Source organism: Streptomyces tibetensis (genome assembly GCF_007655005.1).
GTDB classification, from domain to species: Bacteria; Actinomycetota; Actinomycetes; order Streptomycetales; family Streptomycetaceae; genus Streptomyces; species Streptomyces tibetensis.
In genome coordinates this window covers 98797-115056 of record NZ_SZVW01000001.1, presented here as the reverse complement: position 1 = coordinate 115056, position 16260 = coordinate 98797, and the positions used below count along the sequence as shown (strand labels likewise).

Genomic DNA, 16260 nt, shown 5'->3' with positions numbered 1-16260 from the left:
GCCGCGGGCGGTTCAGTCCTCCCGGCGGGCGAGAACGCTCGGCCACCACGCCCGGCGCCCGATGTCGATCATCATCGCGGGCACCAGCAGGGAGCGCACCACGAGCGTGTCGAGCAGCACCCCGAGGGCGACGATGAACGCGATCCGCGCATCGGCGCCGAGATCGCGGGCACGCAGGAGACCTACGAGGCCCTGGCCGCCGGCCTCGGCGTCCGCCTCGTGGCGGAGGGCAACGTCCACCTGCTCACCCTGGCCGGCGTGACGGCCTGCCCGGTACACGGCGTCACCCCCAGCCGCTACGTCCTGGCCTGGAGACGACAGGACGGGCGGCGGCCCCTGGTACGGGCGTGCGCGCAGGCCTGCCGGCGGGTGACGGGCCGCCGTACCGGATGAGGCGTACCCGCTGTGAACCGGCCGGCCGTCACCCTCCCGAGGTGTCCAGGACGTAGGCGTCCCCGTCCTCCGGGAAGCGCTTCGGGTCGGTGACCCAGCCCGCCGCGAGCACGAGACCCGTCTCGCGGTGAACGGCGAGGACCCCGAAGGGGCGGTCGAAGACGGCGTAGGCCCGTGTCGTCTCGTGCTGAGGTTCGGGCCGGTCCTCCCAGCCGAGCCAGACCGCCTCCATCAGGGTCACGGCCGCCGCGCGGAACCCCTCGGCGCTGAACGTCGCCGTGGCCGACTGCCGGCCGGAGGCCAGGGCGAGCGGTACGGCGCTGATGCCCGGGAAGTGGCCCGGGGCGCCGTCCGCGGCCGCGGCCAGGCCGAACGACGCCGCGTGGTCCAGCAGGTCGTGATCCGCGGCCAGGGTGAACTCGGCGGTGCTCAGCGTCAGCGCCGGCGGCTCGGGGCGCTGGGTACGCAGCCTCTCCAGCCGCAGCCCGGGGCCGGGCCGGCCGTGCGGCAGCCGGCTCCCGGGAACGGCGGTGAGCGCACCGCCGACGACGTCGACTCCCGCCCCGATGACCTGAGCGGGCGTCGACTGCGCGTCGCCGAGCAGGAGAAGGACGTCCAGCCCGTTCGTGCCGCGCACCGTCGCCAAGGTCACCGGGCCGCCCGGGGTCCGCGCGAGCGCCACGTCGTCGAGACCGGGGTGGGTGCGGGTGAGCCCGGCCCGGTCGTGATCGCCCCACGGCATGAGGTCGCCCTTGAACGGCACCTCCCAGTCCGTCCGCAGCACCAGCCCGCTCGCCAGCACCAGGGACGTGTCGGGCCGCAGCGCCGCCGGCATCCGCTCGATCGCCCCGCCGGTTCGCCGTGCTGCCCAGGCGTCCAGCGCCCGCCGGTCCGCCCCCGCGTCCCCCGTGAGCACCCCGCGCACCCCGACCGGCAGCCCCGACGCCCACTCCTCGCGCAGTTCCACCGTCCGCGCGGTCCACAACCCCAGCGCGGACTCCAGGCCGTCGATCTCCCTCAGCGCCGCGAGCAACTCCCGCGCCGCCGCTCCCGCCCGGTCCGCCGGCACACCCAGGGCGTCGCCCAACTCCTCGCGGGCCACGCCCTTCGCCCCCGACGCGAGGAGGGCCAGCAGGGGCCACACCCCCGCCGCCGAGAACACCGTGCCCCCGCAGACGTGCGACGCCCAGCGGGCCGTCAGGGCGTTCGCCGCCCGTATCGCCTCGTTTGTCGCCCGCATTCCGCCCCCGTGATCCCGCCGCTTACGATGCGCCCAGCCGTACGTCGGTTGCGGACGGCCCGCTTCCTCACCGCCTCAGCCAGGAGCACCGTACCCGTGTCGATATCCCCGCCCCCCGGGGCCACGCTCGACACCCACCAGGTGGCCTTCCTGTCGACGGCCAACGCCCTCGACGCGGCGCTCTACGAGGAGCCCGAGAAGACCCCCGAGGAGGACCTCGCCGCCCACCGGGCGTGGGCCGCCCAGGCCCACGACGTGCTCGGCGAGCAGATCGAGGCCCTGCGCGGGCACACCTGGCCGGCCGGCGCCCGCACACCGGTCGCCGGCTTCGTCGCGGACCTGGAGGACGCCCGGACGGAGTGGAAGAGGGCGAGCACCGCGGGTGACGCGGACACCTACTACGCGCACTACGGCAAGGCGTACGGCATCGTGGACGGGCCGACGACCGTCACGGCGCGCAAGGCCCTCGGTCTGGCGTCGACCCCGCCCGCCGTCGGGGACGGCGAGAAGAAAGAGTCCGAAGCGCAGGTGTGACGGCGGCTATAGCGGGGAGAAAGTGCCTGCGTAAAGCCCTTCGCCGCCCCATGTCATCACATCGAGTGATTCTCTGGCCTTTGCTTGCATCGCACAACCTACGGTTGCGACGCTGTTGCTGTCTGTACAACCTGATGGGAGCGGCCAGTGACATTCGGTGAGCAGCCGGCGTACCTGCGCGTCGCGGGTGATCTCCGCAAGAAGATCGTCGACGGTCAGCTGCCACCGCACACGCGCCTCCCCTCCCAGGCCAGAATCCGCCAGGAGTACGGGGTCTCGGACACGGTCGCGCTGGAGGCCCGCAAGGTGCTCATGGCGGAGGGCCTGGTCGAGGGCCGTTCCGGCTCGGGGACCTATGTGCGCGAGCGGCCCGTGCCCCGGCGCATCTCCCGCTCCGGCTACCGCCCGTCCGGCGGGGCCACGCCGTTCCGCCAGGAGCAGGCCGACGGCGAGGGGCGCGGCACCTGGGAATCCAGCAGCGAGCAGTCCGAGGCGAGTGTCGCGGTCGCCGAGCGGCTGGGCATCGAGCCGGGCGAGCGGGTCATGTGCACGCGGTACCTCTACCGTGAGGGCGGCGAGGCGATGATGCTCTCCACGTCCTGGGAGCCCCTCACCGTGACGGGGCGTACGCCCGTGATGCTGCCGGAGGAGGGGCCGGTCGGCGGCATGGGCGTCGTCGAGCGCATGCGCGCCATCGACGTGGTCGTGGACAACGTCACGGAGGAGGTCGGCGCGCGGCCCGGCCTCGCCGAGGAACTCCTCGTCCTGGGCGGCGTCCCGGGGCATGTGGTCCTGGTCATCCAGCGCACCTTCTACGCCTCCGGACGTCCGGTGGAGACGGCCGACGTGGTCATCCCGGCCGATCGGTACCGGGTCGCCTACCACCTTCCGGTCAAGTAGCGCACGCTCCCATCCGCCCCGCTGCGCGCTCCTCGCGCGCCCCGCTCACCCGATCGCCGTACGGACCGACCGGGACCGGGAGACCGCACGGCCCAGAGCCGACCGCCTTCCCCGCAGGTGGACACCCGTGTATGCGGTATGCCTGAGTCTGGTTGCGCAGAGGCGTGCGGACGGCGCGTTCACCGGCGTGCGCCCCCTGCGTTCTGGCTGGTTGCGTACCTCTTCGTGAAAACCCGTATTCGCTCCGTGAAGGTTAGGCGTAGGGTCGGGCATATGCGCATTGCGGTTTCCTTGGCGGGTGGGGCACGGCACAGGCCGCGGGCGGGAAGTGGAGGGGCGCGATGAACGACAGCACGGTCACTCTCCCCTGGCTCGTGATACGAGAGGACGACAACGGCAACCGCTACCGAGTGGGCCGTTACGCGACCCGGGCCGAGGCCCAGGAGATCGCGGACAGCCTCGACGGTCGCGGACACAAGCACCTGTACTGGGTCGAACGGCTCGGCCAGAACGGGCCGGCCGTGGCGCACGACTGACCGTCGCGGGGGCGCCCCGGGGAGGGCTCCGGAGATCGGCGGGGCTCCCGTAGGCTCCCCGCATGAGTGAGCGGATCGTCGTGGGGGCCGCGCTGGTCGAGGACGGGCGGCTGCTGGCCGCCCGGCGCAGCGCGCCCGTCGAACTGGCCGGGCGCTGGGAGCTGCCCGGTGGCAAGGTCGAGCCCGGAGAGACGGCCGACGCGGCGCTCGCGCGGGAGCTGCGTGAGGAACTCGGCGTCGACGCCGAGGTGAGCGGGCGCGTCCCGGGGGAGTGGCCTCTCAGGGCGCCCTACGTCCTGCACGTGTGGAGCGCCCGGCTGCGCCCCGGCTCGGCCGCTCCCCGGCCCCTCCAGGACCACGACGAACTGCGCTGGCTCGGCCCCGACGAGATCTGGGACGTGCCCTGGCTCGACCAGGACGTCCCGGCCGTACGGCAGGCTGTCGCACACCTGGGAGTCGCACAGACCCCGGCCTCCCCCAGCCCCGACTCCGGCTGACCGTAAGAGCCCCGCCCTGGCTGGCCGGGAGAGCTCCGCCCCGGCTGACCGTAAGAGCCGGGCCCCGGCTGACCGGAGAGCCCCGACTCCGGCTGACCGTAAGAGCCCCGCCTTGGCTGGCCGGGAGAGCTCCGCCCCGGCTGACCGTAAGAGCCGGGCCCTGGCTGACCGGAGAGCCCCGACTCCGGCTGACCGTAAGAGCCCCGCCTTGGCTGGCCGGGAGAGCTCCGCCCCGGCTGACCGCAGAACCCCGGCCCCGGCTGACCGCAGAGCCCGGCCCGGCAGGCCGGAAGGGCCCGGCGCCTGAAGCCCGCCGGGGGCGTGCGATCCCATCGCACTGCTGCACCAGCGCCTCTACGCCTTTCGTGCCACAGTGCGCCGCCCCGCGCGGTACTCCGCCCCGGATATCGGGTATGTGCCCATTAAGCCCATGAAACCGGACATGGGTGGGGCTCCTGCCTGGGAAGTGATCGGCGTGATCGACACCGAGGGTGACTGCGCCGACTGGACCTTTCCCGCCGAACCGGGCGCTGTACGCACCGCTCGCCAGGCCGTGCGCGGCCAACTCCGCGACTGGGGCCTCGACAGCCTCGCGGACCTCGCGGCACTGCTGGTCAGCGAGTTGGTGACCAATGCCCTGCGGCACGCCACGGGCCCCATCGGAGTTCGCCTGGTACGCCGCTCGGGCCTGGACGGCGCCCTCCTGGTCGAGGTCTCCGACCCGCTGCCGGACCCGCCCCGCGAGCGCGCCGCCCGACTCGAGGACGAGAGCGGCCGCGGACTGCATCTGGTGGCCTCCGCCTCCCGCCGCTGGGGCACCCGGCCCGGCGCCACGGGCAAGACGGTGTGGTTCGAACTCGCAGTGCCGGAGTGAATATCCGGTGTACGTACTGCCCGCCGCTGTAGAGCGATTGGTTCAGGCCAGTGGCGGTTGCCGGTGGACGGGATTCGAGGGCGTGTCCCCTGGTTAGAAGACTGGAAGTGTTGTCACGGTCCGGACCGAAAACCATCGGGACCGTGCTGTGATCGTGAACACCGTGTTGTGCGGCACCGTAGTGCTGGATACTGCGGGCAGCCGCCCCCGGTGACCGGTGCCGGACGCGGTGAGCTGGAGGGGACGGTTCGCGTGAGCGAGATACCAGCGAAGGCCACGGAGTCCGAGGACCCGTCGGAGGGCGCGAGGGCAAGGGCTGCCGACGGCCTGGCCTCCGCGGTGGGAGGCGCGCTCGCCGCCGACGGTGTGTCGTCAGGGGACGCCTTGTGGCAGAGCAGTCCCCCCGGATCCATCTACGACTACATCAAGGTCGCGTCCTTCTCCATCGGCCCCGACGGCCTGGTCGACCAGTGGAGCCTGCGCGCCGAGCACCTCTTCGGCATCCGCGCCGACCGCGCCGTGGGCATGGACCCCATCGAGGCGTTCATCGACCCGCGCCACCGTGAACGCGGCATGCGCAAGATGGCCGAGATCCTGGACGGCCGCGAGTGGACCGGCGTGGTGCCCTTCCGGATGCCGAGCGGCGCCGAGGGGGAGTGCGGCCACGAGGGACTCGCCGAGGTGTACGTCATGCCGACGCGCACGGAGGAGGGTGAGAAGGCCGCCGTCTGCATCGTCGTCGACGTGCGCACCCTGCGCAGCATCGAGACCGACCTCGCCGCCTCGCAGGCCATTTTCAGTCAATCCCCGTTCGGTTTCCTGCTGATCGACCCCGACTTGCGGGTCCGCCGCGCCAACCAGCGGTTCGCGTCCATCTTCGGCGGCACGCCCGACGACCACCGCGGCAAGGGCGTCCACGACTACCTCCAGCGTGGCGAGGCCGAGCGGGTGGCCGCGACCCTGCGCCGCGTGCTGGAGACCGGCAACTCCATCACGGACATGCACGTCACGGGCTTCGTACCGGGCTCCGACGAGCGCCGCCACTGGTCCGTCAACCTCTATCGTGTGCACAGCGGTTCGGGCCGCCCCATCGGCGTCGCCTGGCTCGGCACGGACATCACCGCCCGTCGCGCCGCCGCCCGTGAGGCCGCCGCCGCCCGGCGCAACCTCGCCCTGCTGAACGAGGCCGGTGCCCGCATCGGCAACTCCCTCGACCTGGAGACCACGGCCCGGCAACTCCTCGACGTCGTCGTCCCCGGCTTCTGCGACCTGGCCACCGTCGACCTCTACCAGGGCCTGCTGGCCGGTGACGAGACGCCGCCCGGCCTCGCCGACGGCAGCGCCGAGCTGCGCCGGGTGGCCTTCGCCAGCGCCGTCTCCGACGAGCCCTTCGCGGGCGCCGGCGTGCCCGTCTCGGTCGGCGCCGTCCACCACTACCCGTTCAACTCGCCCTGCGCGGACGCCCTGCGCACCGCCCGCCCCCAGACCGTCCCGGGCGAGGACGGCGGACTCGTGCAGTCCACGCTCGCCGTGCCGATGGTCGCCCACGACACCGTCGTGGGACTCGTGCAGTTCGCCCGCACCAAGGGCAGCGAGCCGTTCGGCGACCGTGACCGGGACCTGGCCGTCGAACTCGCCGCCCGTGCCGCGGTCTGCATCGACAACGCCCGCCTCTACCGTCGCGAGCACGAACGCGCGTTGATACTGCAGCGGTCCCTGCTCCCACCGGGCGACCCGGAGGCCTCCGGCCTCGACATCGCCTGCCGCTATCTGCCCGGCAACGTCAACACCGGCCGGCCCAGCGAGGTCGGCGGCGACTGGTTCGACGTCATCGAACTCCCCGGGCACCGCACCGCGCTGGTCGTCGGCGACGTCATGGGCCGCGGCCTGCGCGCCGCCGTCGCCATGGGCGAACTCCGCACGGCGGTCCGCACGCTGGCCCAGCTCGACCTCGAACCGGCCGAGGTACTCTCCCAGCTGGACGAGATCGCCCGTGGCCTCGGCGCCCCCGGGGGCGTCCAGCAGGCGACCCGGGCGGCCCGCCGCCCCCGCGAGGCGGACCTGTCGGAGGTGTACCTCGCCACCTGCGTCTACGCCGTCTACGACTCCGTCACCCGGCGCTGCACCTTCGCCAACGCGGGCCATCTGCCGCCCGTGCTGGTCGAGCCGGGCGAGCCGGCGCTGATGCTCGACGTGCCGCCGGGCATGCCGCTCGGCGTCGGCGGGGAGCCCTTCGAGGAGGTCGAGGTCGAACTGCCCGAAGGCGCCCTGCTCGCGCTCTACACGGACGGCCTGGTCGAAAGCCGCGACCACCCCCTGGACGAGGGCCTCCAGGCCTTCGTCAGCGCGCTCTCCGACCCGACCCAGCCGCTGGAGGACGTCTGCGACCACGTCCTCAACACCCTGGACACCCATCACGGCGAGGACGACATCGCGCTGCTGATGGCACGTGTACAGGGGCTGCCCACGGAGTCCGTCGGCGACTGGACCCTGCCGCGCGAGCCGCGCAGCGTGGGCCGGGCCCGCGAGTACGCCCGCGCCCAGCTGCTCGCCTGGGACATGGAACCCCTGGTCGACACCACGGAGCTCCTGGTCAGCGAACTGGTCACCAACGCCCTGCGCTACGGCGAGGGCGAGATCCGGCTGCGCCTCCTGCTCGACCGCACCCTGGTCTGCGAGGTGTGGGACTCCGGCCTGGTCCAGCCCCGACGCCGCCGGGCCCGCGACACCGACGAGGGCGGCCGCGGCCTCCAGCTCGTCGGCCTCCTGAGCGCGGCGTGGGGCTCCCGCCGGACCCCGCGGGGCAAGACGGTCTGGTTCGAACTGCCCCTGCCCGGTGGCGACACGAGCCTCACGGACCCGGCGGAGGCCCTGCTGAGCCTGTTCTGACCCGGAACCGAACACAGGTACTGCTCGTCCTCCCCGGCAACATCGACCGCACCACCGGGGGGAGACGGCATGGGCCGCACGGAAGTCGCCGGCAGCGAGAACTCCTCAGCGCCGCACGGGGACGCCGCGCCCGGCCCGCGGAGCGGTGCGAGACGCCGGCGCTGGATCAGACGCACGGCCGTCGGCCTCGCCCTGCTCCTGCTGCTCCCGCTCCTCTCCGTGCTGACAGCCCTCAGGATCACCTACATGGGCGATCCGGCCGACGGCACCCACAGCCGTGGCCGTGACGCCCTCTGGCTGGGCCACGCCTGGGTCGACGGGCGCAAGAAGGATGCCGACGTCACCGCCCTGGCCCGCCGTCTGCGAGACAGCGGCATCCGCGACCTGTACGTCCACTCGGGACCGCTGGAGCACGACGGCACGCTCCCCGCGTCGGTCCACCCCCGAGCGCGCTGGTTCATCGACGCCGTGCACGACCAGCTCCCCGGCGTCCGCGTCCAGGCGTTCCTGGGGGACGTCGTCGCCACCGAGGGCGACGAGGGCATGAGGCTGGAGGACCCGACAACGCGCGGCACCGTCCTCCGCTCCACCCGCCGGATCCTGGACCTCGGCTACGACGGTGTCCACCTCGACCTCGAACCCCTGCACTCCGGCGACCGGAACTACCTGCGCCTCCTCGACGCCCTGCACCGCGAGACCCGCTCCCGGGACGCCCTGCTCTCCGTCGCGGCCCACCAGATCGACCCGCTCCCCGGCCTGCACACCCTGCGTGGCGGTCTCACCGGCCACCCCAAGTGGTGGTCGCAGGAGTTCTTCGGCCAGGTCGCCCGCCGCGTCGACCAGATCGCCGTGATGTCGTACGACACCGCGCAGCCCCTGGAGAGCACCTACGGCGGCTATGTCGCCCAGCAGACCTCTCTCGCCCTGGAGGTCACCCCGCCCTCCACCGACCTGCTGATGGGCCTGCCCTTCTACTGGGAGAACGACGTCAGCCACTGGGGCCACGCCGAGACGGTGCCCGCGGCGGTCCGGGGCGTCCGCCTCGGCCTGTCCCGCACGGACGCGGACCGGGCCCGCTTCGGCGTCGCACTGTACATCGACTACGCGGCGACCGAGGCGAACTGGCGAGCGTACGAGGAGGACTGGGTCAGCGGGTGCTCAGCCTGCTGAGGAGCGCCTCCTGATCTTCGAGCCCAGCCACACCAGCGGGTCGTACTTGCGGTCGACCGCCCGCTCCTTCAGGGGGATCAGCGCGTTGTCCGTGATCTTGATGCCCTCGGGGCAGACCTCCGTGCAGCACTTGGTGATGTTGCAGTAGCCGAGGCCGTGTTCGTCCTGGGCGGTGGCCTTGCGGTCCAGGCCGGACTCCGCCGCCGCGTCCAGCGGGTGCATGTCGAGCTCCGCGACCCGCATCAGGAAACGCGGCCCGGCGAACGCCTGCTTGTTCTCCTCGTGGTCGCGGACCACGTGGCAGGTGTCCTGGCACAGGAAGCACTCGATGCACTTGCGGAACTCCTGCGAGCGGTCCACGTCCTCCTGCCTCATCCGGTACTCGCCCGGAGCGACACCGGCCGGCGGGACGAACGCCGGCACCTCCCTCGCCTTCTGGTAGTTGAAGCCGACGTCGGTGACCAGGTCGCGGATCACCGGGAAGGCGCGCAGGGGCGTGACCGTGATCATCTCCGCCCGGTCGAAGACCGACATGCGCGTCATACACATCAGCCGGGGACGGCCGTTGATCTCAGCCGAGCAGGAACCGCACTTGCCCGCCTTGCAGTTCCAGCGCACGGCGAGGTCGGGCGCCTGGGTGGCCTGGATGCGGTGGATGATGTCGAGCACCACCTCACCATCGTTGACCTCGACCCCGAAGTCCTCAAGGCCGCCGCCGTCCACGTCCCCGCGCCACACCTTGAAGTGGGCCGTATAGCCGCTCATTCGTGGAGCTCCTCTTCGGCGAGGTACTTGACCAGCTCCTCCTTGTCGAACAGGGCGAGCAGGTCGTCACGGACGGGTTCGGTGGTCTCACGGGTGAGGGCGATCTGGCCGCGGACCGGGTCCGTCGCCCCCAGGCCGCCCGTGGGGTCGGTGAGCGCGCACAGCAGATTGATCCGGCGCCACGTGCGGTCCATCCCCGGATGGTCCTCACGCGTGTGCCCGCCGCGCGACTCGGTGCGCTCCAGCGCGGCCCGCGCCACGCACTCGCTGACCAGCAGCATGTTCCTGAGGTCCAGGGCGAGGTGCCAGCCCGGGTTGAACTGCCGGTGCCCCTCGACCCCGGCCCGGCGCGCCCGCAGCCGCAGCTCGGCCAGCTTCTGCAGGGCCTGCTCCATCTCCGGCTCCCGGCGGATGATGCCGACCAGGTCGTTCATCGTCTGCTGGAGCTCCTGGTGCAGGGTGTACGGGTTCTCCGGCGGGCCCCCCGACGGTTCCTCGATCTCCGCCTCGGCCGAGAAGGGCCGCAGCGCCTCCGCCGCAGCCGCGTCGATCTGGACGTCGTCCACCACGGGCCGCGCCCCGGCCAGACCGGCCGCGTACTCGGCCGCGTGTCGGCCCGCCCGGCGGCCGAACACCAGCAGGTCGGACAGGGAGTTGCCGCCGAGCCGGTTGGAGCCGTGCATACCGCCGGCCACCTCACCGGCCGCGTACAGCCCGGGCACCCCGCGCGCGGCCGCCGTGTCGGACTCGACCGCGACCCCGCCCATCACGTAGTGGCAGGTGGGCCCGACCTCCATCGCCTCCGCCGTGATGTCGACGTCCGCCAGCTCCTTGAACTGGTGGTACATCGACGGCAGCCGGCGCCTGATGACCTCGGCGGGCATCCGCGTCGACACGTCGAGGAACACGCCCCCGTGCGGGGAGCCGCGCCCCTCCTTCACCTCGGCGTTGATCGCCCGCGCGACCTCGTCACGGGGGAGCAGCTCGGGCGGGCGCCGGTTGTGGTCCGGGTCGTCGTACCAGCGGTCGCCCTCCTCCTCCGTCTCGGCGTACTTGTCCTTGAAGACGTCGGGGATGTAGTCGAACATGAACCGCTTGCCGTCGGAGTTGCGCAGCACCCCGCCGTCGCCGCGCACCGACTCGGTGACGAGGATGCCCTTCACCGACGGCGGCCAGACCATGCCGGTCGGGTGGAACTGCACGAACTCCATGTTCAGCAGGGGAGCGCCCGCGAGCAGGGCCAGCGCGTGGCCGTCGCCCGTGTACTCCCACGAGTTCGACGTCACCTTGAAGGACTTGCCGATGCCGCCGGTGGCGATCACCACGGCGGGTGCCTCCAGCACGAAGAAGCGGCCCGACTCGCGCTCGTAGGCGAAGACCCCGCAGACCCGGCCCCCCTCCTTCAGCACGCGCGTGACCGTGCACTCCTGGAAGACCTTCAGCCGGGACTCGTAGTCGCCGGTCTCCTTGTGGTCCTCCTGCTGGAGGGAGACGATCTTCTGCTGGAGCGTGCGGATCAGCTCCAGGCCGGTACGGTCACCGACGTGCGCGAGGCGCGGGTACTCGTGCCCGCCGAAGTTGCGCTGGGAGATCCGGCCGTCCTTCGTACGGTCGAAGAGCGCACCCCAGGTCTCCAGCTCCCACACCCGCTGCGGTGCCTCCTGGGCGTGCAGTTCGGCCATCCGCCACTGGTTGAGGAACTTGCCGCCGCGCATGGTGTCGCGGAAGTGCACCTGCCAGGAGTCGTTCTCGTTGGCGTTGGCCATCGCCGCCGCGATGCCGCCCTCGGCCATCACCGTGTGCGCCTTGCCGAACAGCGACTTGCAGATCACGGCCGTACGGGCGCCCCGCTCGCGGGCCTCGATGGCGGCGCGCAGCCCGGCACCGCCCGCGCCCACCACGACGACGTCCCACTCCTGCCGGTCGACCACGGACATCAGAAGGCCTCATCCCTCTAGAAGAAGCGCGGATCGTCGAAGGCACCCGACGCGACCAGGTAGACGTAGAAGTCGGCGAGCGCCACGCTCACCAGCGACGCCCAGGCGAGCTGCATGTGCCGGGCGTTGAGCTTCCCCGCCCACTGCCACATCCGGTAGCGCACGGGATGCCTGGAGAAGTGCTTGAGCTTGCCGCCGACGATGTGCCGGCAGGAGTGGCAGGAGATCGTGTACGCCCAGATCAGCACGATGTTGACCAGGAACACGAGCGTGCCGAGACCCATGTGGCCCCACGCGTAGGTCTCGTCGCGGAAGGCGAGCACGGTGTCGTAGGTCAGGATCCCGGCGACCACGAGGGCGGCGTAGAAGAAGTACCGGTGGATGTTCTGCAGGATCAGCGGGAAGCGGGTCTCGCCGGTGTACTTCTTGTGCGGCTCGGCGACCGCGCAGGCCGGCGGGGACGCCCAGAAGCCCCGGTAGTAGGCCTTGCGGTAGTAGTAGCAGGTCAGGCGGAAGCCGAGCGGGAAGATCAGGATGATGATCGCGGGGGAGATGCCCCACCAGCTCCCGAAGATCTCCCAGTTCGGGCCGGACCGCATCGGCTCGCAGTTCTCCGCCAGGCACGGGGAGTAGAAGGGCGAGACGTACGGCGCCGCGTAGTAGCCGGTGTTCGCGAAGGCCCGCCAGGTCGAGTAGACGATGAAGGCGAGCAGGCCCGCGGCGGTGCCGGCCGGGGCCAGCCACCAGCGGTCGGTGCGCAGGTGCGGGGCGGCGATCGCGGCCCGCGCAGCGCCCCGGACACCGCCGCTCTCAGGTCTGGGTTCGGTGGCAGGGGGTTCCGTACCAGTGGCCACGTGACGACTCCGGTCGGGTTCGGGGGAGGTGCCGGTCGCGCTCGACTCCTCCCCGGGTCAGGGAGCGCGCCGGTCCCGGGCGCCGAGCCCCTCGTCGTCCGAGTCGCTCCACAGGGCGGAGTCGTACGGCGTGTCCGAGATGGTGACCAGCTCGGGGCGGGTCGGCGCGGACGGTGACGCGGCGGCGTCGCGCAGCAGGGCGACGCTCTCGCGCAGGTGGTTGGCGTCGGCTCGGACGCGGCGCATCTCCAGGCCGCCGGTGCCGAGCTGCTTCTCCAGGCGCCCCAGCGATCGGAACACTTCGTCGAGACTGCGCTGGACTGACGTCAGTTCGTCGTGAACGGACATGACTTGCCCTCACTTCCGCGGGTCCTTCGTGGCCCAAGGCGGCAACGCTCATGCGCCTGCGAGTGTTGCGCGTCACACCTTGTGCTGTGAAGGGATGTGCATCGATTGGCCGAGGCGTACGGGTGCACTGCGCGGTGCGTTGCGCCGCACGGGTGACTTCCCGTCCGTGACCGCCGTGTCGCCCTGTGTTGCCGAACCCTTTCCTCTTCAGTGGCCGCATACATCAGATGAACGCCAAATACCGCCAAACGTGATCATAACGCCCGCGGCTTCCCGGAGGTAGCACAGATGTCCCAGCACGGCGTCGGCCCGCGCGCGGTCATGCGCTCGGTCGCCTTCCTCACCGCGGGCGTGCTCGCGGTGCCCGCGCTCGCCGGATGCGGCTCCGACGACCCGTCCGGCAAGCCGCTCGCCGGGCAGGACATCCAGCCCGCCCCCCGCGACCGGATCACCGACGGAGGCACCCTGCGCTGGGCCGTCGACTCCGTCCCCGACACGCTGAACACCTTCCAGTCGGACGCCGACGCCACCACTGCCCGCGTCGCCCAGGCCGTCCTGCCGTCGATGTTCCGCTTGGACGCCTCCGGCCGCCCGGAGCGCAACCCCGACTACCTGGAGTCCGCCGAGGTCGTCGACACCGAGCCCAAGCAGGTCGTCCTGTACAAGCTCAACCAGCAGGCCGTCTGGAGCGACGGCCGGGAGATCGGCGCCGCCGACTTCGCCGCCCAGTGGCGCGCCCTGTCCGGCAAGAACACCGCCTACTGGACCGCCCGCAACGCCGGCTACGACCGCATCCAGAAGATCGAGCGCGGCGACAACGCCCTGGAGGTCCGGGTCACCTTCAGCCGCCCCTACGCGGACTGGCGCTCGCTGTTCTCCCCGCTGTACCCGAAGGACGTCATGGGCACCCCGGACTCCTTCAACGACGGGGCCCGCAAGAAGCTCAAGGTCAGCGCCGGACCCTTCACGGTGAAGGAGGTCGACCACAAGGACGAGGAGATCACCCTCGCCCGCAGCCCGCGCTGGTGGGGCAAGCCGGCCAAACTCTCCGAGATCGTGCTGCGCACCGTCCCGCGCGACAAGCGGGCCGCCGAGCTGGCCGCCGGCGACCTCGACCTGGCCGAGATCGACCCCACGGCGGCCCGCCGCATCACCGTCGCCGCCCGCCCGCAGAGTTCCACCAGCCCGCTGATGGGCCCCGGCGCCGACCGGTCCGCCGCGGACTCCCTGGAGTCCTGGGCCCGGGCCAACGGCTCCGACGAGGACGCCGCCGACGAGGAGATCGTCGCCCGCAAGAAGCTGCGCAAGGCGGCCGCCAAGTACGCCAGGCAGCAGCAGGCCCTCAGCGGCTTCGAGGTCCGCAAGTCCCTGGAGCCCGCCTACACCCAGCTCGCCCTGAACGGCGCCGAGGGCCCGCTCACCGACGAACGCGTCCGCAGGGCCGTCGCCCGCGCCCTGGACCGCAAGGAACTCGCCCGGGTCGTCCTCGGACCCCTCGGCCTGCCCGCCGTCCCGGTCGGCAGCCACCTCGCCCTGTCCGGCCAGGCCGCCTACGCGGACAACAGCGGCGCCCTCGGCGACCAGGACACCAAGGAGGCCCAGGCGCTGCTCGCGGACGCCGGGTGGGTGCGCGGCGGCCCGGTCAAGGAGGAGAAGAAGAAGGAGAAGGCGGCCGGTCCCGAGGGCGGCAAGGCCGACGACACCGGCGAGGACGACAAGGCGCGGCGCGGACCGGACCCCGCGGAGCACGTCGCCCGGGACGGCAAGCAGTACGCGCACCAGGGTGGCCGGCCCGGGGCGTACGCCCCCCGCGGCACCGCCGCCCCGGCGAACCAGGAGGCCGCCCCGCTCGCCAAGAACGGCAAGCCCCTCACGCTCCGCTTCGTGCTGCCCTCCGGGCCCGGCTCCCAGACGCTGCGCACGGTCGCGGACCGCATCTCCCGCATGCTGGAGCGCGTCGGCATCACCACCGAGATCTCCAAGGTCTCCGACGAGTCCTATTTCAAGGACCACATCGCCTCCGGCCAGTACGACCTCGCCCTGTACTCCTGGCCCGCCACGGCGTTCCCCGCCACCGACGCCCGCCCCGTCTACGCCAAGCCCGTCCCGGCCGCCGACGGCTCGCTGAACGTCGAGCAGAACTACACCCGCGTCGGCACCGACCAGGTCGACCAGCTCTTCGACGAGGCCGTGGCCACCCTCGACGAGAGCGAGTCCCGCTCCCTGCTTCGTAAGGCCGACTCCCGGATCTGGGCGGCGGCCGGCTCGATCCCCCTCTTCCAGCGCCCCCAGCTCCTGGCGGCCCGCAAGAACCTGGTCAACACCGGCGCCTTCGGCCTCGGCACGCCGGTCTACGAGGACATGGGCTTCCTGAAGAAGGGCGCGAAGCCGGCGGCGGGCCCGTCGGTGAAAGGCTCGAAAGCCCCGTAGCTCTGGGAACGCCTCATAGCTCTGGAAACGCTCAAACGCCTTGCCGTCCCACGCCCGGCGTCCCCACCATGAGACCAGCAGTGATCATGGTGCGGACGCCGGGCGTCCGTACGCGGGGGGATGGGAGCCGGGGGATGCACGGCATGGCGGGGCGGGTCTGCAGGGCCGGGCTGGTCATCGGGGTGCTGGTGGCGGGGGTGGCGGCCTGTACGGGGGGCTCGGGCGGGAACGACGCCGACCAGGGCCGCAGGACGGACAAGCCCGTCGCGAGGGCCTGCGCGAACGGAACCTTCACCTGGTCCCACCTCACCGAGCGGGACCGGCTGACCGGCGTCTCCGACCTGGAGCGGCTCGGTAAGGGCGGTGGTCCCCTGCGGAACCCGATGCGGCGGGTGTACACCCCCAGCCCCTCGGTACGCGCCGACGGACCGGCCCCGTCCCCCGCGGAGATCCTCTTCTCGCTCGGCAAGAAGGCCGGCGAGATCGACTCCGACGCGCGCACCTTGGCGGAGGCGGGCGAGACCTGGCCGTTCACCGACGTCCGGCAACCGGCCCCGGAGCTCGACACCGACCGCATCAAGCCCGACGCGGCGGGCGAGTACATCCAGTACGCCGGTGTGAGGGAGGTGGCGGCGGACTTCCGCTACCGCTGCCCGGACGGCAGGACCGTCTCCGGCCACGCCCGGAACTGGACGGTCGACTTCGCCGTCCTGACCGACTGTGAGGTGCGCCCGGACTCACCCGTGGCCCGGGAGGTCGCCCGGCGCTCCTGCGGACCGGCCTGACCTGCACCGACGTATCCCGGCTAACCCCTGCGGCCGCAGCCCCGTACCATGGGGTGAGGCCGTGGCATGTTGAGCCCGGCAGGGCCCGCGCACCACCGATGTACGCGC

14 protein-coding genes and 2 pseudogenes are annotated in these 16260 nt (G+C 72.2%); 10 read left to right on the top strand and 6 right to left on the bottom strand.

From position 1 onward, the window contains the following. Positions 1-12: 12 nt before the first annotated feature. Positions 13-147 (bottom strand): annotated as a pseudogene (locus FDO69_RS00505) (MMPL family transporter); the annotation flags it as partial. On the opposite strand from FDO69_RS00505, the pseudogene FDO69_RS00500 reads away from it, so the two are divergent. Further along, positions 139-393: pseudogene (locus FDO69_RS00500) on the top strand (LysR substrate-binding domain-containing protein); the annotation flags it as partial. The pseudogenes FDO69_RS00505 and FDO69_RS00500 sit on opposite strands and share 9 nt — an antisense overlap. A 28-nt stretch (positions 394-421) precedes the next feature. Here FDO69_RS00500 and FDO69_RS00495 read toward each other — a convergent pair. Further along, positions 422-1633, bottom strand: coding sequence for a serpin family protein (locus FDO69_RS00495; protein ID WP_104777580.1), 1212 nt, complete (start codon positions 1631-1633; stop codon positions 422-424). Between the two features lie 96 nt (positions 1634-1729). On the opposite strand from FDO69_RS00495, the gene FDO69_RS00490 reads away from it, so the two are divergent. The 7 genes from FDO69_RS00490 to FDO69_RS00460 all read left to right on the top strand — a co-directional run bounded on the left by FDO69_RS00490 (position 1730) and on the right by FDO69_RS00460 (position 9033). Next, complete coding sequence (locus FDO69_RS00490) at positions 1730-2167, top strand: hypothetical protein (protein WP_234387793.1); 438 nt, start codon at positions 1730-1732, stop codon at positions 2165-2167. Between the two features lie 147 nt (positions 2168-2314). Further along, on the top strand, positions 2315-3067 hold the full coding sequence (locus tag FDO69_RS00485) for a GntR family transcriptional regulator (protein WP_104777579.1): 753 nt from the start codon (positions 2315-2317) through the stop codon (positions 3065-3067). A 341-nt stretch (positions 3068-3408) separates the two neighbouring features. Continuing rightward, entirely contained in the window at positions 3409-3603 is a 195-nt protein-coding gene (locus FDO69_RS00480) for a hypothetical protein (RefSeq protein ID WP_104777578.1), read from the top strand. A gap of 62 nt (positions 3604-3665) precedes the next feature. Further along, positions 3666-4100, top strand: coding sequence for a (deoxy)nucleoside triphosphate pyrophosphohydrolase (locus FDO69_RS00475; RefSeq protein WP_104777577.1), 435 nt, complete (start codon positions 3666-3668; stop codon positions 4098-4100). Positions 4101-4542: 442 nt separating this feature from the next. Beyond that, the gene (locus FDO69_RS00470) at positions 4543-4974 is read left to right on the top strand and encodes an ATP-binding protein (RefSeq protein WP_234387792.1); all 432 of its coding nucleotides are present in this window, start codon (positions 4543-4545) and stop codon (positions 4972-4974) included. Between the two features lie 252 nt (positions 4975-5226). Next, entirely contained in the window at positions 5227-7863 is a 2637-nt protein-coding gene (locus FDO69_RS00465) for a SpoIIE family protein phosphatase (protein ID WP_104777575.1), read from the top strand. 69 nt (positions 7864-7932) lie between these two features. Then, a complete protein-coding gene (locus FDO69_RS00460; protein WP_107502201.1) occupies positions 7933-9033 on the top strand; it encodes a glycoside hydrolase family 18 protein in 1101 nt (366 codons plus the stop codon). Here the strand turns inward: FDO69_RS00460 and FDO69_RS00455 are convergent. The 4 genes from FDO69_RS00455 to FDO69_RS00440 are packed head-to-tail and all read right to left on the bottom strand — an operon-like array spanning position 9022 to position 12937. Further along, positions 9022-9798 carry a succinate dehydrogenase/fumarate reductase iron-sulfur subunit gene (locus tag FDO69_RS00455; RefSeq protein ID WP_104777574.1) on the bottom strand — a complete coding sequence of 259 codons (777 nt, stop codon included), beginning with the start codon at positions 9796-9798 and terminating at the stop codon, positions 9022-9024. The two genes, FDO69_RS00460 and FDO69_RS00455, sit on opposite strands and share 12 nt — an antisense overlap. Further along, positions 9795-11735, bottom strand: a complete 1941-nt coding sequence (locus FDO69_RS00450) for a fumarate reductase/succinate dehydrogenase flavoprotein subunit (protein WP_104777573.1) — start codon at positions 11733-11735, stop codon at positions 9795-9797. The genes FDO69_RS00455 and FDO69_RS00450 overlap by 4 nt, the downstream gene beginning before the upstream one ends. Positions 11736-11752: 17 nt before the next feature. Continuing rightward, positions 11753-12589 carry a hypothetical protein gene (locus FDO69_RS00445; protein WP_104777572.1) on the bottom strand — a complete coding sequence of 279 codons (837 nt, stop codon included), beginning with the start codon at positions 12587-12589 and terminating at the stop codon, positions 11753-11755. Positions 12590-12646: 57 nt separating this feature from the next. Continuing rightward, the gene (locus FDO69_RS00440; RefSeq protein WP_104777571.1) at positions 12647-12937 is read right to left on the bottom strand and encodes a hypothetical protein; all 291 of its coding nucleotides are present in this window, start codon (positions 12935-12937) and stop codon (positions 12647-12649) included. Between the two features lie 288 nt (positions 12938-13225). Between FDO69_RS00440 and FDO69_RS00435 the strand changes: the two genes are divergently transcribed. Continuing rightward, a complete protein-coding gene (locus FDO69_RS00435) occupies positions 13226-15367 on the top strand; it encodes an ABC transporter family substrate-binding protein (protein WP_104777570.1) in 2142 nt (713 codons plus the stop codon). Between the two features lie 134 nt (positions 15368-15501). Continuing rightward, a complete protein-coding gene (locus tag FDO69_RS00430; protein ID WP_104777569.1) occupies positions 15502-16152 on the top strand; it encodes a hypothetical protein in 651 nt (216 codons plus the stop codon). Positions 16153-16260: the final 108 nt, after the last annotated feature.

Bases quoted from the DNA above. Each gene is read 5' to 3' on its own strand.
- FDO69_RS00470 (WP_234387792.1), top strand. From the start codon at position 4,543: ATGGGTGGGGCTCCTGCCTGGGAAGTGATCGGCGTGATCGACACCGAG.
- FDO69_RS00460 (WP_107502201.1), top strand. From the start codon at position 7,933: ATGGGCCGCACGGAAGTCGCCGGCAGCGAGAACTCCTCAGCGCCGCAC.
- FDO69_RS00475 (WP_104777577.1), top strand. From the start codon at position 3,666: ATGAGTGAGCGGATCGTCGTGGGGGCCGCGCTGGTCGAGGACGGGCGG.
- FDO69_RS00495 (WP_104777580.1), bottom strand. From the start codon at position 1,633: ATGCGGGCGACAAACGAGGCGATACGGGCGGCGAACGCCCTGACGGCC.
- FDO69_RS00435 (WP_104777570.1), top strand. From the start codon at position 13,226: ATGTCCCAGCACGGCGTCGGCCCGCGCGCGGTCATGCGCTCGGTCGCC.
- FDO69_RS00480 (WP_104777578.1), top strand. From the start codon at position 3,409: ATGAACGACAGCACGGTCACTCTCCCCTGGCTCGTGATACGAGAGGAC.
- FDO69_RS00450 (WP_104777573.1), bottom strand. From the start codon at position 11,735: ATGTCCGTGGTCGACCGGCAGGAGTGGGACGTCGTCGTGGTGGGCGCG.
- FDO69_RS00440 (WP_104777571.1), bottom strand. From the start codon at position 12,937: ATGTCCGTTCACGACGAACTGACGTCAGTCCAGCGCAGTCTCGACGAA.
- FDO69_RS00455 (WP_104777574.1), bottom strand. From the start codon at position 9,798: ATGAGCGGCTATACGGCCCACTTCAAGGTGTGGCGCGGGGACGTGGAC.
- FDO69_RS00430 (WP_104777569.1), top strand. From the start codon at position 15,502: ATGCACGGCATGGCGGGGCGGGTCTGCAGGGCCGGGCTGGTCATCGGG.